19 protein-coding genes are annotated in these 22,997 nt (G+C 28.9%); 14 read left to right on the top strand and 5 right to left on the bottom strand.

The window, feature by feature from the left end; genetic code table 11:
* The first annotated feature begins 1 nt into the window (after position 1).
* The 6 genes from BXQ17_RS10150 (at position 2) to BXQ17_RS10175 (ending at position 6,122) form a co-directional block, all read left to right on the top strand.
* Positions 2 to 760 (top strand): tetratricopeptide repeat protein, encoded by a 759-nt coding sequence (locus tag BXQ17_RS10150; RefSeq protein WP_077810537.1) that lies wholly within the window; start codon positions 2 to 4, stop codon positions 758 to 760.
* Positions 761 to 796: 36 nt separating this feature from the next.
* Entirely contained in the window at positions 797 to 1,093 is a 297-nt protein-coding gene (locus tag BXQ17_RS10155; protein WP_077810538.1) for a hypothetical protein, read from the top strand.
* An 84-nt stretch (positions 1,094 to 1,177) separates the two neighbouring features.
* On the top strand, positions 1,178 to 2,761 hold the full coding sequence (locus BXQ17_RS10160; protein ID WP_077810539.1) for a SulP family inorganic anion transporter: 1,584 nt from the start codon (positions 1,178 to 1,180) through the stop codon (positions 2,759 to 2,761).
* 12 nt (positions 2,762 to 2,773) lie between these two features.
* The gene (locus BXQ17_RS10165; RefSeq protein ID WP_077810540.1) at positions 2,774 to 3,559 is read left to right on the top strand and encodes a hypothetical protein; all 786 of its coding nucleotides are present in this window, start codon (positions 2,774 to 2,776) and stop codon (positions 3,557 to 3,559) included.
* 58 nt (positions 3,560 to 3,617) lie between these two features.
* Entirely contained in the window at positions 3,618 to 5,480 is a 1,863-nt protein-coding gene (locus BXQ17_RS10170; protein ID WP_077810541.1) for a SulP family inorganic anion transporter, read from the top strand.
* A 12-nt stretch (positions 5,481 to 5,492) separates the two neighbouring features.
* Entirely contained in the window at positions 5,493 to 6,122 is a 630-nt protein-coding gene (locus BXQ17_RS10175; protein ID WP_077810542.1) for a carbonic anhydrase family protein, read from the top strand.
* A 55-nt stretch (positions 6,123 to 6,177) separates the two neighbouring features.
* Here the strand turns inward: BXQ17_RS10175 and BXQ17_RS10180 are convergent, their stop codons facing one another.
* Positions 6,178 to 6,555, bottom strand: coding sequence for a hypothetical protein (locus BXQ17_RS10180; RefSeq protein WP_077810543.1), 378 nt, complete (start codon positions 6,553 to 6,555; stop codon positions 6,178 to 6,180).
* Positions 6,556 to 6,599: 44 nt separating this feature from the next.
* Positions 6,600 to 7,115, bottom strand: coding sequence for a CvpA family protein (locus BXQ17_RS10185; protein WP_077810544.1), 516 nt, complete (start codon positions 7,113 to 7,115; stop codon positions 6,600 to 6,602).
* Positions 7,116 to 7,196: 81 nt separating this feature from the next.
* Between BXQ17_RS10185 and BXQ17_RS10190 the strand changes: the two genes are divergently transcribed.
* Positions 7,197 to 7,556, top strand: coding sequence for a hypothetical protein (locus tag BXQ17_RS10190; RefSeq protein WP_077810545.1), 360 nt, complete (start codon positions 7,197 to 7,199; stop codon positions 7,554 to 7,556).
* Here the strand turns inward: BXQ17_RS10190 and BXQ17_RS10195 are convergent.
* Positions 7,553 to 8,347 carry an SDR family oxidoreductase gene (locus tag BXQ17_RS10195; protein WP_077810546.1) on the bottom strand — a complete coding sequence of 265 codons (795 nt, stop codon included), beginning with the start codon at positions 8,345 to 8,347 and terminating at the stop codon, positions 7,553 to 7,555. The genes BXQ17_RS10190 and BXQ17_RS10195 overlap by 4 nt on opposite strands.
* Positions 8,348 to 8,451: 104 nt before the next feature.
* Between BXQ17_RS10195 and BXQ17_RS10200 the strand changes: the two genes are divergently transcribed.
* On the top strand, positions 8,452 to 9,822 hold the full coding sequence (locus tag BXQ17_RS10200; protein WP_077810547.1) for a TlpA disulfide reductase family protein: 1,371 nt from the start codon (positions 8,452 to 8,454) through the stop codon (positions 9,820 to 9,822).
* Here the strand turns inward: BXQ17_RS10200 and BXQ17_RS10205 are convergent.
* Together BXQ17_RS10205 and BXQ17_RS10210 are read right to left on the bottom strand one after the other, a co-directional pair.
* Positions 9,811 to 10,170, bottom strand: coding sequence for a YraN family protein (locus tag BXQ17_RS10205; protein WP_077810548.1), 360 nt, complete (start codon positions 10,168 to 10,170; stop codon positions 9,811 to 9,813). The genes BXQ17_RS10200 and BXQ17_RS10205 overlap by 12 nt on opposite strands.
* 2 nt (positions 10,171 to 10,172) lie before the next feature.
* Positions 10,173 to 11,180, bottom strand: coding sequence for an LD-carboxypeptidase (locus BXQ17_RS10210; RefSeq protein WP_254712368.1), 1,008 nt, complete (start codon positions 11,178 to 11,180; stop codon positions 10,173 to 10,175).
* Positions 11,181 to 11,305: 125 nt separating this feature from the next.
* Between BXQ17_RS10210 and metG the strand changes: the two genes are divergently transcribed.
* The 6 genes from metG to BXQ17_RS10240 all read left to right on the top strand — a co-directional run bounded on the left by metG (position 11,306) and on the right by BXQ17_RS10240 (position 22,975).
* Positions 11,306 to 13,360 (top strand): methionine--tRNA ligase, encoded by a 2,055-nt coding sequence (gene metG / locus BXQ17_RS10215; RefSeq protein ID WP_077810550.1) that lies wholly within the window; start codon positions 11,306 to 11,308, stop codon positions 13,358 to 13,360.
* 116 nt (positions 13,361 to 13,476) lie between these two features.
* On the top strand, positions 13,477 to 15,900 hold the full coding sequence (locus tag BXQ17_RS10220) for a hypothetical protein (RefSeq protein WP_077810551.1): 2,424 nt from the start codon (positions 13,477 to 13,479) through the stop codon (positions 15,898 to 15,900).
* 88 nt (positions 15,901 to 15,988) lie between these two features.
* Complete coding sequence (locus BXQ17_RS10225; protein ID WP_077810552.1) at positions 15,989 to 18,412, top strand: hypothetical protein; 2,424 nt, start codon at positions 15,989 to 15,991, stop codon at positions 18,410 to 18,412.
* 38 nt (positions 18,413 to 18,450) lie between these two features.
* Entirely contained in the window at positions 18,451 to 20,928 is a 2,478-nt protein-coding gene (locus BXQ17_RS10230; RefSeq protein WP_077810553.1) for a hypothetical protein, read from the top strand.
* Between the two features lie 878 nt (positions 20,929 to 21,806).
* Positions 21,807 to 22,265 (top strand): lipocalin family protein, encoded by a 459-nt coding sequence (locus BXQ17_RS10235; protein WP_077810554.1) that lies wholly within the window; start codon positions 21,807 to 21,809, stop codon positions 22,263 to 22,265.
* Between the two features lie 5 nt (positions 22,266 to 22,270).
* Entirely contained in the window at positions 22,271 to 22,975 is a 705-nt protein-coding gene (locus tag BXQ17_RS10240; protein ID WP_077810555.1) for an OmpA family protein, read from the top strand.
* The last annotated feature ends 22 nt before the right edge of the window (positions 22,976 to 22,997 follow it).

Here is a 22,997-nt window from a genome sequence, read left to right on the forward strand (position 1 = left end):
GATGAAGAAATTTTTATTTTTATTGTTGCTAATTGCAAGCAGTTTAGCAGCACAGAGTATTGATAGCTTATTTAATTCTGCAAACGAATTATATAGAAGCGGCAACTACGATAAAGCAATAGAAAGTTACAAACAAATATTAGAACAAGATGCTATTTCTGATGAGTTATTTTATAATTTAGGAAATTCTTATTATAAACTTAATAAAGTTGGACCTTCAATATTTTACTATGAAAAGGCTTTACAATTAAACCCTTTAAACCAAGATGTAAAAAACAATCTGGTTTTTGCAAAACGTTTAGCTTTAGATAATATCGAAGAAGTACCAAAAACTTTTTTACAAAAATTTAATGCAAACTACCTTCAAAAGTTATCTTATAATGAATGGGCTATTGTAACAATTGTATTTGTGTTGTTAAGTGCAATCTTGTTTTTATTGTTCTATTTTGCTTATACTCCAACTAAAAAAAGATTCTTTTTTACATTAGCTATTATTAGTTTTATATTATTTGTTGCAGTAATTAGCATTACCTATAATCAATATAACTTTTCTAAAAACACAAAAGAAGCCATTGTGTTTGCAACCAAAACAGAAGTTAGAAATGCACCTACTTTAAACTCAGAAGAAGTTTTTACTTTACACGAGGGTACAAAAGTAATTGTTTTAGATGCGGTAGATAATTGGAAAAAGATTAAATTAGCAGACGGGAAGATAGGTTGGATAATTTCTGATGAAATAAAAATGTTAGATAATAACTAAACCAACTTACACCTTTACAACAAAATTTAAGATAATTTGAAAATTAAGATTGCCATTTTTTTTACCTTTCTATTTGTGGGGCTAATATCTGCACCAACAATAATTACACTGGTAGACAAAAATCAAGATATTTCAATTTACTTAAACTTGAGTGAAGAAGAGGAAGAAAATAGCTGGAAAAATACGGTAAAAGAATTAAAAGTGAATGTAAATTCAAACTCAAGTGTTTCTTTTACTAAAATTCAGAAAAAAAGAATCGTACAATTTACTTCTAAATGTTACGTTTCTCCATACCCAAAAATTATTACCCAACCACCAGAGTTTGCACTTTAATTTCTCGAAGTACAAGTAAAAATCTATTATTAAATTTAATTAAAAGCTTTATTCTAAAAAGAGTAAAGAATAAAATATTTATATATGTTTAAATATATTAAAAACGACATTCCTGCTAGTATAGTTGTGTTTTTCGTAGCATTACCCTTATGTTTAGGTATTGCATTGGCAAGTGGTGCTCCTTTATTTTCTGGTTTAATTGCCGGTATTATTGGTGGTATTATTGTAGGAGGTTTAAGTGGTTCTAAAATCGGAGTAAGTGGTCCGGCTGCAGGTTTAGCTGCAATTGTTTTAACTGCCATAGGAACTTTAGGAGGTTATGAAAACTTTTTAGTTGCTGTAGTTTTAGGTGGTGTAATTCAGTTAATTTTTGGTTTTTTAAAGGCAGGAGTTATTGGTTATTATTTTCCGTCATCTGTAATTAAAGGTATGTTAACTGGTATTGGTATTATCATTATACTAAAACAAATACCACACTTTTTTGGTTATGATGCAGATCCAGAAGGTGACTTTGCATTCTTTCAAGTAGATGGTCAAAATACATTTTCAGAAATTATAAATTCTATAAATAACATTAGTCTAGGTTCTACAATTATTGGTGTTATTGGATTGGCTATTTTAATACTTTGGAGCAATGTTTTATCTAAAAAAGGTAAGTTTTTTCAAATTATTCAGGGCCCATTAGTAGCAGTAGTTGCTGGTATTGTTTATTATTTTGTAACTAGCGAAAATTCTAAATACGGAATCAATTCAGAACATCTAGTAAGTGTACCTGTACCAGATAGTATCGATTCTTTCTTAGGACAGTTTAGTTTTCCTAATTTTAGTGCACTTTCTAATCCGCAAGTATGGGTTACAGGTTTTACTATTGCTTTAGTGGCAAGTTTAGAAACCTTATTATGTGTAGAAGCTACAGATAAATTAGATCCTCATAAAAATGTAACACCAACAAACAGAGAGTTATTAGCGCAAGGTACTGGTAATATTGTATCTGGTTTAATTGGTGGTTTACCAATTACACAAGTAATTGTTAGAAGTTCTGCAAACATACAATCTGGTGGTAGAACAAAGTTATCTGCAATTATTCATGGTTTTTTATTATTAATCTCGGTACTTTTAATTCCTACTTTGTTAAATAAAATTCCGTTATCTGTATTAGCTGCTGTACTATTAATTGTTGGTTACAAGTTAGCAAAACCATCGGTTTTTAAAGAAATGGTTAAGTTAGGATGGAAACAATGGTTGCCGTTTACAGTAACTGTAGTAGGTATTGTATTTACAGATTTACTTGTAGGTATTGCTTTAGGTTTAGCTGTAGGTATTGTAGTAATTTTAATCAAAAGTTTTCAAAATTCTCACTTTTTACATATTGAAGATAAAAGCAATGGTAAAAATAGAATTAAAATGACACTAGCAGAAGAAGTTACGTTTTTTAACAAAGGTGCAATTTTAAAAGAATTAGATAGCTTACCAGAAAATACGTACTTAGAAATTGATGTTCGTAAAACAAGGTATTTAGATAATGATATTATCGAAATTTTAGAAGATTTTGCTATTAAAGCTAAAGAAAGAAATATTGATATACAATTAATTTCTGAAAGAGGAATTGTAGAAAACCCTCCAAGTTATATTGAGTTTTTTAATTTAAGACCTAAAAAAACAGCTTAAAACATAAGATCCATGTCAGAAAAACATAAAATTCTTGTACTATCAGATTTAAATTCTGCTACAGAAGCAATTGTTACCAATGCAACTAATTTAGCAAGAATTATAAATGCTGATGTATCTCTTTTTTGTGTAAAAAAAGCAACAGAAGTTGTTTCAAAAGAGAGTCAGTTATCTGCAATGCGATCTATAAATCAAACATTTATAGCTACAGACAATAGCCTAAAAACTATTATTAATAAAGTAGCTATAGATGATGATGATGTTCATATTAAACATAACGTTGCGTTTGGTAATTTAAAAGAGAATGTTAGCAAACAAATAGCTGCAGTTAAGCCAAGTGTAATTGTACTGGGTAAAAGTAAATCTAAAACAATGTCTTTTCTTGGAGATAAATTAACAGCGTTTATCTTAAAAGAATTTGATGGTACTATTATGATTTCTTCGGAAGACAAAACCCTAGCAGCAAATGACAAACTAGATATTGGTTTTATTGATACTATTGATTTAGAAAACAATCGTATTAAAGAACAATTGGTTGCATTTTCTAAAAAACCGATAAAACTTTTGCAAACAAGCGCTGCTTCAGATTCTTTAAACAGTAAAATTAGCAACATCGAAAAAGTTGTGTTAACCCAAAAATCAAATACAATTGCAAGTGTAAATAACTACGTAAGTAATTCATCTTTGCAATTGTTGTTTTTAAATAGAAACAAAAATAAAACGCTAGAAATTAATTCTAAAGTAAGTTCAATTGCTAAAAACTTAAACTGTTCTCTGCTAATTACTAATAAAGTATAACCTCGAGAAAGTAAAGTTTAAACGAATTGATAAATATAGAATTTAAAAGAATAAACCAATGAAAAACATATTTTCTAATATTAAAGGAGATCTTTTTGGCGGAATTACAGCTGGTATTGTTGCACTACCTTTAGCTTTAGCTTTTGGAGTTTCTTCTGGTCTAGGACCAAGTGCAGGATTGTATGGTGCAATTTTTATTAGTTTTTTTGCTGCTTTATTTGGTGGTACAAATACTCAAATATCTGGTCCAACAGCTCCAATGACAGCCGTAAGTATGGTAGTTATTGCTGGTATTATTGCCGCAAACGATGGTGATATTACAAAGGCAATGCCCGCTATTTTAACAGTGTTTATTTTAGCTGGTTTGTTTCAAATTATTTTAGGTGTTGTAGGTTTGGGTAAATACATTAGGTACATACCTTATCCTGTTGTATCTGGTTTTATGACAGCAATTGGAGTTATTATTTTACTTACTCAAATACTTCCTTCTGTTGGTTATTATCCAAAGGAAGATGTAGAGTTTGTAAATACATTTAAACCCGAAGCTCAAGAAATAATTTTAGAAAACATTTTAAAAGAGCAAGTTGGTGAAGGCACATTAGTTTTAGATAATTTTAAAGAAACTATTAATAATGCGCAAAACATCAGTTTAGAAGATGTTACTAGAGAGTCTAAAACATTGGCAGCAAAAGAAGCTTCTGGTGCATTAGGTGCTTTAAAAGTTTTACCAAGAGCACTAAAAAACATCAATTTGTTAGAGTTGTTATTGGCTTTAGGAACCATTGTAATTATATATGGTTTTAAGAGAATTACATTAAAAATACCAAGCACACTTGTTGCTTTAATTGTAATGTCTGGTATAGCGGTTGGTTTTAATTTAGATTATAGAACTATTCAAGAAATACCAAGCGGAATTCCAATTCCGAAGTGGGAAATCTTTACAGATTTTAGTTTAACCAACGTAACACCCTACATATTTACAGCACTTACCTTATCATTATTAGGTGCTATAGATTCTTTGTTAACAAGTGTTGTAGCAGATAATATGACAAAAACCAAACACAAACCCAATAAAGAACTTGTTGGGCAAGGTATTGGTAATACAATTGCTGCTATTTTTGGTGGAATTCCGGGTGCTGGTGCAACAATTAGAACTGTAGTAAATATTAATGCCGGTGGAAAAACGAAAATTTCTGGTATGATTGCAGGTATTATGTTACTTGTAATTATGTTAGGTTTAGGACCTATAGCTTCTAAAATACCTGCAGGAGTGTTAGCCGGAATTTTAATTACTGTAGGAATTGGTGTGATGGATTATAAAGGTTTAAAAGCAATACCACACTTACCAAAGGACATAAAAATAGGTCCGATAAAATTGAGTTCTGAAGTATTAATTATGATGGTGGTTTTACTACTATCTACTTTCTGGAACTTAGTTTATGCTGTAGGAATTGGTTTGGTAATTGCCTCTTTAATGTTCATGAAAAAAATTGGAGATTTAACTGCAAAAAGATCCGACGTAAAATCTTTAAAAGAAGAAATTTGGTCTGATGAGATTAATTTTCCAGAAAATTTAAAAGAAGAAGTATTTATCAAACACCTAAAAGGACCTTTGTTTTTTGGTTCTACTAGCGAATTTCAAGCATTGTCGCAACAAATACCAGAAACTGCCAAAACGGTAATTATGCGTTTAGGTAAAATGCAATATTTAGACCAATCTGGTTTATATGCGATGGAAGATATGCTGTTAGATTTAAAGAAAAGAAATATAGAAGTCTTGTTTGTAGATTTATTAGAGCAACCAAGATATATGATGGAAAGAATAGACATCATACCCGATTTTATTCCTTTAAAACACATTTTTAAAAACTTTGATACTTGTGTTTTATGGGTTAAAGAAAATATTAAAGACGAATTTTAAAAAAATAAAAAAATGAGAAAATTAGCAATAAATAAAGTAGCACAAGATGCATTAACACCAGATGATGTTTTAAATAATCTTTTAGACGGAAACAAAAGGTTTATGAACAACTCTTTAGAAGCTGTAGATTACAAATCTTTGGTAAAAGAAACTGTGGGTGGTCAATATCCAAAAGCTGTTGTATTATCTTGTATAGATTCTAGAGTACCTGTAGAACAAGTTTTTGATCAAACAATTGGAGACATTTTTGTTTCTAGAGTGGCAGGAAATTTCGAAAATACAGACATATTAGGAAGTTTAGAATATTCTTGTGCAGTCGCTGGAAGTAAAGTTGTATTAGTTTTAGGACACCAAAGTTGTGGTGCTGTAAAAGCAGCTTGTGATGGTGTAGAGCTTGGTAACATAACTGCAATGTTAAACAATATTATGCCAGCTGTAAAAAAATCATCAGAAGAAGTTGAAGGTGAAGCAAACTCAAGTAACCCAGAGTTTGTAGCTAAAACGGTAGAGAACAATGTTCTTTTAACGGTAGAAAGAATTAGAGAAAAAAGTCCTATTTTAAAAGATATGGAAGAAAATGATGAAATTAAAATATTAGGAGGTATTTACTCTTTAGAAACAGGTAAAGTTACTATGTTATAAATTACATTAGATTTCAAAAAAAATCCAGCTTTTTTAAAAGCTGGATTTTTTTTTATTACTTATTTACTTTAGTCATTCGCCACTCCCAACTTCTACCACCTAGTTTTGCCGTATAATATACTTTCTTTCCTTTTACTCTATCTATTTTAATACGCATTGTGGTACCTGTTTTAAAAGGAAAATTAGGTAAAGTAGATTCTTGAATAATTAATTTATATTCACATTCTGTTAACCATTCGATATCAGATTTTATAAAATATTTTTTATTTTCGTGATATTCGATATATTCATCTTCTCCAAACTGAACTAAAACATCTTTACTACCAACTTTATACTTGAATGCGTTATTTTTTAAAATATTGCAATCAGCTAGTTTTGATGAGCTTAAGACTACAGCTCCTGCAAACGCGATTAAAAAGTATAATTTTTTCATGGCTAATCATTATAAATATAAAACTACAAAAAAAAATAGTTTAATTAAATGTTTATAACAGGGGTTTTTTCCTCTTTTTCATCTTTAATGATGGAAGGAAATATTGTAGGGGCAATTTTCTTTACAGGAGTGTATAAAATTGAGTTTTCTAAAGTTTCTTTTTCAATAAAAGGAATAGTATCGTTCATTTTTCCAAAGAAAATAAAAACTACACTTAAGATTAAACCTATTTTTAATGCGCCAAAAACGCCTCCTAAAATTTTATTTATAATACCTAAAGATGCAAAATCTGCCAATTTAGTTAGCAATTTACCAATTAAGGCTATAGTTACTATAATTATAATAAAAGTTGCAGCAAAAGCTGCTAAAGAAATGTATTCTTTGCTCCAAGATACGGATTTTTTTAAGAAATCACCTACAAAAAACGAAAAATGTATTGCACCATAAACACCACCAATTAAAGCAACTAAAGATGCTATTTCTACAAAAAGCCCTTTCATTACACCTCTTACAAAACCAAACAGTAGCAATGCTGCAATAACTATATCAAAAACATTCATTAAATTAATTTCTTCAAACCTACACCTTTTTTTTAAAAATTAAAAATGGGCATTGTATCTTTGTAGTCTTAAATTTTAAGCATGGAAAAAGTAGTAAACCTTAAAGAAAAATGGAATTTGTTAGTAGATAAACTTACGAAACAATTTGCTGATGGTGATGAGTTAAATATGGATGGAATTATCTACTTAATTGGCGTACAAGAATTAGGTACTGGGCAAACTAGCTTTAAAAAAGATGAAAAAGTAAACTTAATGCATATTGCTATTTGTAAACTTTTAGAACCTTATGGTTATTATGAATTTGATTATTTTGATGATGATAGTTGGCCTCATTATAAAATAATTACAGAATTACCAAACTTAAAACCAGGTGAACAAACAGTTTTAATGAAAGAAGCAATTGTAAATTATTTTGATAATTTAAAATATTTAGAAGATTAAGTTACACTCATTTTTCTAACTAAAACAGAAAATAATTTAGGTATAAATCTTTTTACATAAACGCCTAATTTTTCTTTAAAACCAGCAATATAAACTTCTTCTTTATTTTTATTTATAGCCTTTAGCATTCGTTTTGCACAAAGTTCTGCAGACATGCCGTTACCAGTAGCTGCATCCATAATTCCTTGTGGTTTACCGCTACCGGTTAAAGCGTTTTTAGAAACATTTGTATTGATAAATCCTGGACAAATTAGAGTTACTTTTAAATTTTTCTGATGAACTTCTGCTCGAAAACTATCAAAAAAACCATGTAAAGCATGTTTACTTGCCGCGTAACTAGATCTTAATGGTGTTCCTATTTTACCTACAATACTTGTAGTTACCGCAAAATGACCATCTTTATTTTCTAAAAAATGAGGTAAAATAGCTTTTGTTAAGGCAACTGTGCCCAAGTAATTGATATCCATAATTCTTTTATCAACAGTAATTTCTGTTTCTTCTACTAAAGAGCGTTGACTAATTCCGCCATTATTTATTAGTACATCTACACGTCCAAAAGCAGCTATAGCTTCTGTGGCTTTTTCTTCTAAACTCATATAGTCTTCTAAATCTAATGCTAAGATTTTAATATTATTAGCATTTTCGCATACTTGTTTCACCAAGGTTAGTGCCTCTAAATTTCTAGAAGATATAATAAGTTTTGCATTTTGCTTAGAGAGTTCTATTGCTAAAGCTTTACCAATACCAGAAGAAGCACCAGTTACCCAAACTACTTTATTAGAAAAAGACATATTGTTAAATTTTGGTTTACAATATACCTAATTTATTAGAGAAATAGTATTTTTGGTACACTTCTTGAAAATAGTATTTCGAGAAATAAAATCCGAAGAAAAAAATGAAAAAAGTACTTGTTTTAATATTTTTTATATCATCATTTGCACAAGCTCAATTTAGTATTAATGGTACTTTAACTAATGATATAAAAACAGATTGGGCAATTTTATATAGAATAGAAGGCGCAAAACAAAAATTTGTTACCAACACAACAATAAAAAAAGACACTATTGCTATTGAAGGTAAAAAGCAAACTATCGGTACTTTTCAGTTTGATTTACCTGCAGATGCCAAAATTGGATCTTATAGAATTACCTACAGAACAGAAGCACCAGGTTTTGTAGATTTTATCTTCAACAAAGAAAATGTAAGCTTTACTTTTCACCCAGATTATCCTGAGCAAACTACTTTATTTTCTAATTCTGATGAAAATATTATTTACAAAAACTATTTAAGCGAAGTTTCTGTTGCACAACAAAAACTAGATTCTTTACAAATTACCGCTTTAAGAAACCCAGAAGTAGATTTAAAAACGAATTATAAAACTACTTTAGCAACAATTAATGCGATACAACAAAAATATTTAGAGAGTTCAAACGGAATGTACGTTCAACCTTTTATTAAGGCAACTTCTAGATCAAATCCATCAGAAATAAAAACCAATGCAAAAGAGTATATGCAAAATATAAATGCTACTTTTTTTGATAATATGGATTTTTCTAGCAAAACATTAATAAATTCTTCTTTTTTAATTGATAGAATATCCGACTACATCTTTTACATTAATTACTCAGAAGATTTAGAACAACAACAAATACTTTACAAAAACGCTGTAAATAAAGTTTTTACGAAGGTAAAAGAAGTGGTATTTAGAAAAAACGTTATAGAGCTTTTGATTAATCAATTTGAGCAAAGTAAAAATTTAGAAATGGTAGATTATCTTTTTGACAATTACTACAACAAATTGCCTAAATCTTTACAAAACGAAAAATATAAAAACGAAAAACTATCTTTATTAGCGTCTGAAGTTGGTAGAATTGCACCCGATTTTTCTTGGAAAGAAAACGGCAAAAACTACAAATTATCTACTTTAAATGATGCTAAAAATTATGTTTTAATATTCTGGAGTACTAGTTGTTCTCATTGTTTAAGAGAAATACCACAATTGCATAAATTTTTGGCAAATAAAAACGAATTAAAAGCAGTCGCTTTTTCTCTAGAAAATGATGAATTTGGTTGGAATAACATGAAAACCACACTACCAAATTGGCATCATGTTTTAGGTCTTAACAAATGGGAAAACAAGATTGCTAGAACATACAACATTAATTCTACGCCAACTTATTTTGTGTTAGATAGTGATAAGAAAATTATAGCAAAACCTCAAGATTTAGAAAAATTAAAAGCTTATTTAAACAATTTAGAAATGTAGAAAAGCATCTTCTAAGTGCTTAATTTTTGTTAATTTATGTTGCTGCACAATTGCAATAATATCAAATCTTACATCTACATCTAAGTCGTTTTCTGTAACGTAATAATCTATTGCAGAAAGAAGTAATTTAATCTTTTTAGGGTTTACAAACTCTTCTGGATTACCAAAATAATCTGTAGAGCGCGTTTTAACTTCTATTACAGCCAATGTGTTTTCTATTTTGGCTATGATGTCTACTTCTGCTTTTAAATAGCGGTAATTTTTTTCTAAAATAGTATACCCTTTTTCTAATAAAAAGTCTATTGCTATTTTTTCTCCTTTATCGCCAAGTTCATTGTGTGCAGCCATTTTTAATTTTTAGAAAAATCTAACAAACAATTCTCCATATCTATTTCTAACGTTACATTTCTACCAAAAATTAATGCTCGGTTATCGGCTTCGTGTCCCGCAGGAAAATCAAATACAACAGGTACATCTTGCGGTATTACATCTAAAATTAGTTGTTCTATAGAACTTCCCCATTTTGTAGAATTCTTTTTTATTAAAGACATATCTCCTACTATTACAGCTTTTACTTTTGTAAAATAACCTGCTCTTTTTAAGCTTTGTAACATTCTATCAATAGAATATTTATACTCGCCAATTTCTTCAATAAAAAGTATTTTTCCTTCTGTATTTAATTGACTTTTAGAACCTAACATAGATGTTAATATTGCTAAGTTTCCGCCAATTAATTGTCCTTTTAATTCAGAAATATTTAATTTATTTTTTCTATTCAACTCATTATCAGCAAACACATACTTTACATCTTCACCAAAAAGTGCTTTTTTAAAACTAGCAATTGTTTCTATAATTTCTTCTGGCTTTTCTTCTAGACTTGTAGCCATCATTCCGTGAATCGTTTCTACGCCTAAATTATGAATATGATTATGAAACGCAGTGATATCAGAATAACCAATTATCCACTTTGGGCTTTTCTTGAATTTATTAAAATCTAATTTATCTAAAATTCTAACAGAACCATAACCACCTCTGGCAGCCCAAATTGCTTTAATATTTGGATTATCTAATGCATCTTGAAAATCTTGACAACGCTCATTATCAGTTCCGGCAAAATGGTTATTTTGGTTGAACATATTTTTACCCAAAACCACTTTTAAACCCCAACTTTCTGCTAATTTTTTAGCTTTATCTACTGTTGCTTTTCTTCCTCTTAAAATTCCTGCAGGTGCAACAATTGCAATAGTATCTCCTTGTTTTAAATATGGTGGCGTAACTAAATTATTGCTTTTTTCTTGCGCATATATAGTTGAAAAAACAACTAATAAAATGGTTGTAAGTACTTGTATTTTCTTCAAAATGAATCTTTTTTTTAGCATTTAATCGCTTAAATAACTAGCGAATGTAAATGTATCTATTTTCGTTGACTTTTAAAACCGTGTTTTTTGTACTTTTGCACTTCTAAAAATAACACAAAGAACACATGAGTGCTCCAAAAAGATATACAATTACAGCAGCTTTACCTTATACAAATGGTCCTATTCACATTGGTCATTTAGCAGGTGTTTACGTGCCAGCAGATATTTACGCACGTTATTTACGTTTAACAGGTAAAGATGTTGCATACATCTGTGGTTCTGATGAGCATGGTGTTGCAATACCAATGAGAGCAAAAAAAGAAGGTGTTTCTCCGCAAGATATTATCGATAAATACCATGGTATTATTAAAAAATCGTTTTCAGATTTTGGTATTTCTTTTGATAATTATTCTAGAACTTCATCAGAAATACATCACAAAACTGCATCAGAATTTTTTACAAAATTGTATGAAAACGGAGATTTTGTAGAAGAAGTTTCAGAACAATTATATGACGCAGAAGCAAACCAATTTTTAGCAGATAGATTTGTAATTGGAACTTGCCCAAAATGCGGTTTCGAAGAAAGTTATGGTGATCAATGTGAAAATTGTGGTACATCTCATAACGCAACAGATTTAATCAATCCTAAATCTGCAATAACTGGTAATGTGCCTTCTTTAAAAGAAACAAAACACTGGTTTTTACCTTTAGATAAGCACGAAGAATTTTTACGTGAATGGATCTTAAAAGGACATAAAAAGGATTGGAAACCTAATGTTTACGGACAAGTAAAAAGTTGGGTAGACGATGGTTTAAGACCAAGAGCAGTAACTAGAGATTTAGACTGGGGGATTCCGGTACCTGTAGAAGGTGCAGATGGTAAAGTTTTATACGTTTGGTTCGATGCTCCAATTGGTTACATTTCTTCTACCAAAGAATGGGCTGCAAGAGAAGGCAAAAACTGGGAAGATTACTGGAAAAAAGACGACACCAAGTTGGTGCATTTTATTGGTAAAGATAATATTGTTTTTCACTGTATTATTTTTCCGAGTATGTTAAAAGCTCACGGAGATTACATTTTACCAGACAACGTACCAGCAAATGAATTTTTAAATTTAGAAGGAAATAAATTATCGACTTCTAAAAATTGGGCAGTTTGGTTACACGAATATTTAGAAGAATTTCCAGATCAACAAGATGTTTTACGTTATACATTAACGGCAAACGCGCCAGAAAGTAAAGACAATGATTTTACATGGAAAGATTTTCAGGCTAAAAATAATAGCGAATTAGTTGCCATATTTGGTAACTTTATAAACAGAGTTGTTGTTTTAACAAATAAATATTACCAAGGGCAAGTGCCACTTGCAAGTAATTATACAGAAGTTGACGAAGATGTTTTAGCTGCTGTAAAAGAGTTTCCTAATATTATTGGTAAATCTATAGAAAGATATAGGTTTAGAGAAGCTAGCCAAGAATTAATGAACTTAGCAAGACTTGGAAACAAATATTTAGCCGATGAAGAGCCATGGAAAGTAATAAAGGTTGATGCAGCACGCGTGCAAACAATTATGTATGTGGCATTGCAAATTTCTGCAGCTTTAGCAGTTGTTTCAGAACCATTTTTACCTTTTACATCAACAAAATTAAAAGGTATTTTAAATCTTGATTTAAATCTTTCTTGGGAAGATATAACAGTAAAAGATATATTATTACCTGCTGAACACCAAATAAATAAAGCAGAGTTATTGTTTTCTAAAATTGAAGACAAAACAATTGAGGCTCAAGTAGCAAAGTTAGAAGCAACTAAAATTGCCAACGAACAAGAAAATAAAGTTGTAGAACCACAAAAGGAAACCATAGAGTTTGATGATTTTACAAAATTAGACATTCGAATTGGTACCATTTTAGAAGCAGAAAAAGTTGCAAAAACTAAAAAACTTTTAAAACTAAAGGTTGATGTTGGTATAGACACAAGAACTATTGTTTCTGGTATTGCAGAGAGTTTTTCTCCGGATGATATTATTGGTCAGCAAGTTTCTGTATTAGTAAACTTAGCACCTAGAAAAATTAGAGGTGTAGAAAGCCAAGGAATGATTTTAATGACAGACACACCAGAAGGAAAACTAGCTTTTGTTGAACCTGAAAAGGCCGTGAAAAACGGACAACAAGTGAGTTAGATAAATGCAATAAATTAACTAAAAAGTCGCTTTTTAGCGGCTTTTTTTATTTAAAGCATTAAAAACATTCTAAATATTCGGCATAATTTTTGATATATTTATAAAAAAAATATGCTATGAAAAAACACTACCTTATTAAAATTTGCTGCCTATTATTTACAGTAGCTCACATCAATCTTAACCTGCAAGCCCAAGAAAAACAATCGATAGACTCTCTTTTTTTAAACAATAGTGCACACTTTAAAGAAGTAGTGTATGCACATTTAAACAAATCTATATACATTAAAGGAGAAAATATTGGCTTTACGGCTTATAGTTTTGATAAGTACAAAAATAATCTCTCTAAAAGTACTTCTAATTTGTACTGCCTAATTTATGATAGCAATAAAAAACTTGTTAAAAAACAATTGCTAAAAGTAGAAAACGGTATTGCTAACGGAGTCTTTGATGTAGATAAAGACTTTAAAACTGGAACCTACACTTTTAAGGCATACACAAATTGGATGCTTAACTTTTCCAAAGAAAGCTTTTTTACAGATTCCTTTGACGTTATTGATCCTCAAGAAACAAAAGTTGTTGCTAAAACTAAAAAAAGCGATAAAATAGATCTTCAAATTTTGCCAGAAAGTGGCCATCTACTTACCGGTGTTATTAATACACTAGGCGTTGTTGCCAAAGATAGTTTAGGTTACGGTATTTCTAATTTAAAAGGAAGCATACTTGATCAACAAAACAACTTTATTACTTCTTTTAAATTAAACGATTTAGGCATTGGGCGTTTTTCTATGAAACCAATTAAAAATAAAACGTATAAAGTTCAATTAGAAAATGCCAAAGATTTTATTACCAATTTTGGTGCTAACTCAAAAAATAACGGAATTATACTACAACTAAACAGTAATGAAAATGAAATCATAATTTCTTCTGTGACCAATAAAAGTTCTCTACCTTTTTTAAAAGGAAAAACCTATACACTTGCTTATCAAAACGGAGCGAAACTAACCAAAATTGAAATTCAGTTTGACAAAGAAAATAGTATTAGTAAAAAAATTGCGCTAAAAAACTTAAAATCAGGTATTACTATTTTTACACTTTTTGATGCTCAAAACAATCCGATTGCAGAAAGATTATTTTTTAATTACAAAAATATTAACATAAACAAAATTGAAAATGCTTCTGTAAATAATATTAAAGATACCCTATACAACTTCAATTTTAAATTTAAAAAAGGCTTTAAAGATTTTAACAACATTAGCGTTTCTATATTACCAAAGGGCACAAAATCGTACAATAAAAACTCTAATATTATCTCTAATGTTTTAATTAAACCTTATATAAAAGGATACCTACAAAACGGTGGATATTATTTTACAAATATCAACAGTCAAAAAAAATATGATTTAGATAATCTACTTATCACTCAAGGTTGGAGCAGTTTTAATTGGAGAAAATTATTCTCTCAAAAAAACAACTTTGCACATTCCTTTGAAAAAGGAATTACAGTAAAGTTTAATATTCAAAATGAAAAAAATAGCCAAAAACAATTTTTAATTCATGCCTTGTCTAATAACTCACCGCAATATATATCTTTAAATGATGATTCTAAGAATACTTTTGTATTAAATGATTATTATCCTACTAATGACGAGAAAGCATATATTTCTTCAATTAGGAAAAAAGACGGAAATTTATTTAAAACACCAATGTATCCACAATTTTTCCCAAATAGTATACCCGAAACAAACAAAAGTGCAAAGCATTTAACAACAAACAATAACTTTTATGCCATAGAAAATGCTTTTGAGCTAACCACTTTTAATAGTTTAAATACAGGTGATTTTTTAGATGAAGTTATAATTAAAACAAACTTAGAAGAAAAGCGTATTTTAGAAATTAAAAAAGAAAGTTTTGCAAAAGTAAAATTTACAACATTACAAGATAGTTACCTAACCTTAGAAGAATTTATAAACATTTACGGTCTAAGTTTTAATGCTCGTAAAAACTATATAACTGGAACTTTAGACATAGGCTTAAGTAGAAGTATTCGCTATCAAAGTTCATATAGTGAGGGTAACCTGGGAGGTACTATTATCTATTTAGACGGGCAAAGGCTGTTAGACAACAGTATATTATTTAATTTGTCAATGAGTATAGTGGATTATGTTGAATTTAATCGAAGTTCATTTGGAGAAGGTTTTACAAATAATGATGGGGTAATACGTATTGTAACCAACCCTATGAAATTTTACCAACCAATAAAAAGACAAACAACCACAGAAATAAAATTTCCTTTAACTTTTTCTAACCCAAAAAAATTCTATGTACCTAAATACAATTCATATACAGACAATTTTTATAAAAAATACGGAGTAGTAGATTGGCTTCCTATGAATAAAATTGATGAAAATGGAAACTTAAATTTAGATGTTAAAAATATTAAAACTGATAAAATCACCTTGTTCTTTGAAGGTGTATCTGCTGATGGTGAGTTTATTTTTGATAAAAAGACCGTTGACATAATACCCAATAAACTTTTTTAAGTTGACATAAAAAATCAGTTACTTAAATAAAATTCACTGCTGATAAATTTAGCTGTGTGTTTTATTATCTCTTTAAATAAAAACTGCTATGAAAAAACACTACCTTATTAAAATTTGCTGCTTATTATTTACAGTAGCTCACATCAATCTTAACCTGCAAGCCCAAGAAAAACAATCGATAGACTCTCTTTTTTTAAACAATAGTGCACACTTTAAAGAAGTAGTCTATGCACATTTAAACAAATCTATATACATCAAAGGAGAAAATATTGGCTTTACGGCTTATAGTTTTGATAAATACAAAAATAATCTCTCTAAAAGTACTTCTAATTTGTACTGCCTAATTTATGATAGCAATAAAAAACTTGTTAAAAAACAATTGCTAAAAGTAGAAAACGGTATTGCTAACGGAGTCTTTGATGTAGATAAAGACTTTAAAACTGGAACCTACTCTTTTAAAGCATACACAAATTGGATGCTTAACTTTTCCGAAGAAAGCTTTTTTACAGATTCCTTTGAGGTTATTGATCCTCAAGAAACTAAAGTTGTTGCTAAAACTAAAAACAACGGCAAAATAGATCTTCAAATTTTACCAGAAAGTGGCCATCTACTTACCGGTGTTATTAATACACTAGGCGTTGTTGCCAAAGATAGTTTAGGTTACGGTATTTCTAATTTAAAAGGGAGTGTGCTTGATCAACAAAACAACTTTATCACTTCTTTTAAATTAAACGATTTAGGCATTGGGCGTTTTTCTATGAAACCAATTAAAAATAAAACGTATAAAGTTCAATTAGAAAATACCAAAGATTTTATTACCAATTTTGGTGCAAACTCAAAAAATAGCGGAATTATAATACAGCTTAATAGCAATGAAAACGAAGTTATAATTTCTTGTGTTACAAACAAAGGTACTTTGCCATTCTTAAAAGGAAAAACCTATACACTTGCTTATCAAAACAGAGCGAAATTAACCAAAATTGAAATACAGTTTGACAAAGAAAATGTTATCAGTAAAAAAATTGCGCTAAAAAACTTAAAATCTGGTATTACTATTTTTACGCTGTTTGATGAGCAAAACAACCCTATTGCAGAAAGATTATTTTTTAATTACAAAAATATTAATATTAATACAATCGAAAATGCTTCTGTAAACAACTCTAAAGACACCCTACACAACTTTAATTTCAACTTTAAAAATGGCTTTAAAGATTTTAACAATGTTAGTATTTCGATATTGCCAGAAAGCACAAAATCGTACAATAAAAATTCTAATATTATCTCTAATGTTTTAATTAAACCTTACATAAAAGGATACCTACAAAACGGTGGATATTATTTTACAGATATCAACAGTCAAAAAAAATATGATTTAGACAATTTGCTTATCACTCAAGGTTGGAGCAGTTTTAATTGGAGAAAATTATTCTCTCAAAAAAACAAATTTGCACATTCTTTTGAGAAAGGAATTACAGTAAGGTTTAATATTCAAAATGAAAAAAATAGTCAAAAACAATTTTTAATTCATGCCTTGTCTAATAATCCACCACAATTTATCTCTTTAAATGATAATTCTAAGAGTGCTTTTGTGTTGAATAATTATTACCCAACTAATAACGAGAAAGCATATATTTCTTCAATTAGAAAAAAAGACGGAAAAACCTTTAAAACACCTTTATATACACAATTCTTTCCTAGTTATATACCCGAAACAAACAAAACAGCGAACCATTTATCAACAAATAGTAATTTTTATGCAACAGAAAACCCTAATCAGCTAACCTCTTTTAATCGTTTAAATACAGGTGATTTTTTAGATGAAGTTATAATTAAAACAAACTTAGAAGAAGAACGAATTTTAGAAATTAGAAAAAAAAGCTTCGGGAGAGTAAAATTTACAACATTACAAGATAGCTACATAACCTTAGAAGAGTATATAAACTCTTACAGTATAGACTTTTACGCCGTTAAAAATCATTTAAAAGGAACTTTAGACATAGGTAGAAGTAACAGCAAGCTTTTTCAAAATTTAACTACAAAGAGAGATTTTGGAGGAACTCTTGTCTATTTAGACGGGCAAAGAGTTTTAGATTCTAGTATATTATTAAATTTCTCAATGAGTATTGTAGATTATGTTGAATTTGATAAAAGTTCATTTACAGAAGGTTTTACAAACGGACAAGGAGTAATACGTATCGTAACCGACCCTATGAAATTTTACCAACCAATAAAAAGACAAACAACCACAGAAATAAAATTTCCTATTACATTTTCTAAAGCAAAAAAATTCTATATACCTAAATACAATTCATATACAGACAATTTTTATAAAAAATACGGAGTAGTAGATTGGCTTCCTATGAATAAAATTGATGAAAATGGAAACTTAAATTTAGATGTTAAAAATATTAAAACTGATAAAATCACCTTGTTCTTTGAAGGTGTTTCTAGTAATGGTGAGTTTATTTTCGATAAAAAAACACTAGAAATTACACCCAGTAAGCTTTTTTAATTATTAAAAATTATCATCAACTTTAAATAAAAACTGCTATGAAAAAACACTACCTTATTAAAATTTGCTGCTTATTATTTACAGTAGCTCACATCAATCTTAACCTGCAAGCCCAAGAAAAACAATCGATAGATTCTCTTTTTTTAAACAATAGTGCACACTTTAAAGAAGTAGTGTATGCACATTTAAACAAATCTATATACATTAAAGGAGAAAATATTGGCTTTACGGCTTATAGTTTTGATAAATACAAAAATAATCTCTCTAAAAGTACTTCTAATTTGTACTGCCTAATTTATGATAGCAATAAAAAACTTGTTAAAAAACAATTGCTAAAAGTAGAAAACGGTATTGCTAACGGAGTCTTTGATGTAGATAAAGACTTTAAAACTGGAACCTACTCTTTTAAAGCATACACAAATTGGATGCTTAACTTTTCCGAAGAAAGCTTTTTTACAGATTCCTTTGAGGTTATTGATCCTCAAGAAACTAAAGTTGTTGCTAAAACTAAAAACAACGGCAAAATAGATCTTCAAATTTTACCAGAAAGTGGCCATCTACTTACCGGTGTTATTAATACACTAGGCGTTGTTGCCAAAGATAGTTTAGGTTACGGTATTTCTAATTTAAAAGGGAGTGTGCTTGATCAACAAAACAACTTTATCACTTCTTTTAAATTAAACGATTTAGGCATTGGGCGTTTTTCTATGAAACCAATTAAAAATAAAACGTATAAAGTTCAATTAGAAAATGCCAAAGATTTTATTACCAATTTTGGTGCTAACTCAAAAAATAACGGAATTATAATACAGCTTAATAGCAATGAAAACGAAGTTATAATTTCTTGTGTTACAAACAAAGGTACTTTGCCATTCTTAAAAGGAAAAACCTATACACTTGCTTATCAAAACAGAGCGAAATTAACCAAAATTGAAATACAGTTTGACAAAGAAAATGTTATCAGTAAAAAAATTGCGCTAAAAAACTTAAAATCTGGTATTACTATTTTTACGCTGTTTGATGAGCAAAACAACCCTATTGCAGAAAGATTATTTTTTAATTACAAAAATATTAATATTAATACAATCGAAAATGCTTCTGTAAACAACTCTAAAGACACCCTACACAACTTTAATTTCAACTTTAAAAATGGCTTTAAAGATTTTAACAATGTTAGTATTTCGATATTGCCAGAAAGCACAAAATCGTACAATAAAAATTCTAATATTATCTCTAATGTTTTAATTAAACCTTACATAAAAGGATACCTACAAAACGGTGGATATTATTTTACAGATATCAACAGTCAAAAAAAATATGATTTAGACAATTTGCTTATCACTCAAGGTTGGAGCAGTTTTAATTGGAGAAAATTATTCTCTCAAAAAAACAAATTTGCACATTCTTTTGAGAAAGGAATTACAGTAAGGTTTAATATTCAAAATGAAAAAAATAGTCAAAAACAATTTTTAATTCATGCCTTGTCTAATAATCCACCACAATTTATCTCTTTAAATGATAATTCTAAGAGTGCTTTTGTGTTGAATAATTATTACCCAACTAATAACGAGAAAGCATATATTTCTTCAATTAGAAAAAAAGACGGAAAAACCTTTAAAACACCTTTATATACACAATTCTTTCCTAGTTATATACCCGAAACAAACAAAACAGCGAACCACCTAACTTCAAATAATTCTTTTTATGCTTTAGAAATTGCAAACAATCTTTACGAATTCAAAAATTTAAACACTAAAAACACTTTAAATGAAATAATTATAAAGTCAAATTTAGAAAAACAAAGGATGTATAAGATTAAAGCTAAGACTAATGGAAAAGTACTTTTCACAAATAAAAATGATGTAAATTTGACTCTAATTGAATATATTGAGACCAGAAGTAGTCGTTTTACTGCTAGAAGAACTTCTACTGGTTTGAGCATTAATATAATTAGACCCAACTTTGGAGATTCCAATAAAATGGATTTAAGTTCCGTAAAAACCAAGCCGTATGATGATAATACTGGTGTTGGTTTTAAAGGAGGCTCAAATAGAGACCAAACCGTTGTGTTTTTAGATGGAGTAAGGTTGATTGATAATAGTGTATTATATAATTACACTATGAGTGTTATAGACTATATTGAATTTGACCCTAATGCTTTTGATCAAGGTTTTAGAGGTAACCAAGGTGTTATTAGAATTACTACAGATTTGTTTAAATTTTACAAACCTAAAAACCATCCTTCTCTATCACAAATAAAATTTCCTATTACATTTTCTAAAGCAAAAAAATTCTATATACCTATGTACAATTCATATACAGACAATTTTTATAAAAAATACGGAGTAGTAGATTGGCTTCCTATGAATAAAATTGATGAAAATGGAAACTTAAATTTAAATGTTAAAAATATTAAAACTGATAAAATCACCTTGTTCTTTGAAGGTGTTTCCAGTAATGGTGAGTTTATTTTCGATAAAAAGACAATTAGTCTTAAGGACTATAAAGTCTATTAAAATAAATTTAAAAACTCGACAAAAGGTAAATTATAAGTATAATTTAAAACCACTCTTAGAAGTGGTTTTTTTTATTTAAAAGATTAGCTTGTAAATTCAGTTCATCGACACTTAAGCGTATTCTAGCATACCTTTATATCGAATAATAGATTTAATTTAAAAAGAAACAAACAACTATGTATTTTTGTTTACCCCTCAATATAACATTAAGATTATAAATTTTAACCCGTTAGAAGATTCCCTAGCCTTATAGCTAATTTAAATTATAATCACTTCGAATCGTTAATTCCTTCATTGGTTTTAACGATTTTTTTTAAACAAAAAATTATTAGTTTTAAAAGTTAGTCCATAATAAATGGTTATTCACCTAACCTTTACAGTTAATTAATCGAAGATATAAAAACTTAAATTTAAAACAGCTGTACATTTGTAATGCGTTAGCATCCCCTAATTATGCAAACGCTGTGAAAAAAATCACTTTGTTAAAATCCCTAAAATTAACAATCAAAATTAATCGCTAATACCTTGACTGGTTTTAGCGATTTTTTTTTACTAGAAACATTAAAACCATAATTATCACCTAATCTACAGTAATTTACATTTTATCTATACACAATCTTCAACTAGTAGAATAAGTGCATAAAAACGTGTATTGAGGTTGTAAATTTGCAATCAGTTAGCGACCCCTAAAATTGCTAATCAAAGAAAATCCCCCAATCTAATTTAATCATGTTTATGATTAATTTAAGAGTCGTTAAAATCATATTTTCTTGATTTTAATGACTTTTTGCTTTTAAATGAATTCATATTATTTTCTTTTGAGTTAAGCCACCTATCATAATGTTTGTTTATTTGTATCAGAATAAATAAAATATCTCATGAAAAAATTATTAATACTATTATTTATAACCTCTTTGGTTTCTTGCGGAGCATCTAAAACTGTTAAAAGTAAAGAAAAAACCATAAAAGGAAATTGGACTTTAAATAATATTACATACAGCAAAACAGGCGATTATAATGTTACTCTTTTTAACGATGCTACAAAAGAATGTTTAGAAGGAAGTTCTTGGAAATTTGTACCAAATAACAATTCTGGTGTTTATACAATAAACAATTCGACTTGTGAATCAGGTGATAGAGAATTCATTTTTATAATTCAAGAAATTGATGAAACATCAGGTTATTATGACTTTTTATTAAAACCAAAAAATAATGAAAACAATATTGGTTTTAGGTTAGAATTATCTAATCTTTCTGAAACAAACATGACTTGGAAACAAAACTTAATGGTAAACGGAACTCCGTTTATTATAAACATGAACTTTACAAAACAATAACAATTATGAAAAATATAATGAACAAAATTTCTGCTTTTGCAGTAGCAATAGCATTAACAGCAAGTTTAACAAGTTGCGAAGCAACTAAAAATGCAAACAACAAACAAAAAGGTGCTGTAATAGGAACCACAACAGGTGCTTTAATTGGTGCCATTATTGGTAATAACGTTGGTAGCGGAAAAAACAGTAAACTAGGAGCTGTAATTGGTGGAGTTGTTGGTGGTGGTGCCGGAATTCTAATTGGTAAAAAAATGGATGATCAAGCAAAACAAATTGAAACAGAGATTCCTGGAGCAGAAGTAGAAAGAGTAGATAACGGTATTGTTGTTACTTTTGATGAAAACAGTGGTGTTTATTTTGATACTAACAAAGATGATATCAATGCAAAATCGCAAGAAACTTTAAACAAATTATCTAGTGTTTTTGCAGAATTTCCAGATACAAACATCTTAGTTGTTGGGCACACAGATAGCTCTGGTAGAGACAGCTACAACATGACTTTATCTGAAAAAAGAGCAAAATCTGTAACTAATTATTTAATAGCAAAGGGATTACAAAGAGGTAGATTTACAACACAATGGTTCGGTGAAACGCAACCAAAGTATGATAACACAACTGCAGAAGGTAGAGCCAAAAACAGAAGAGTAAATGTTGCTATTTTACCTAACGAAAAGATGGTAGAAGAAGCTAAAGAAGAAGTAGGACAATAACTTCTAATATTTTATATATAAT

The sequence above is a fragment of the Polaribacter sp. BM10 genome (genome assembly GCF_002005425.1).
GTDB classification, from domain to species: Bacteria; Bacteroidota; Bacteroidia; order Flavobacteriales; family Flavobacteriaceae; genus Polaribacter; species Polaribacter marinaquae.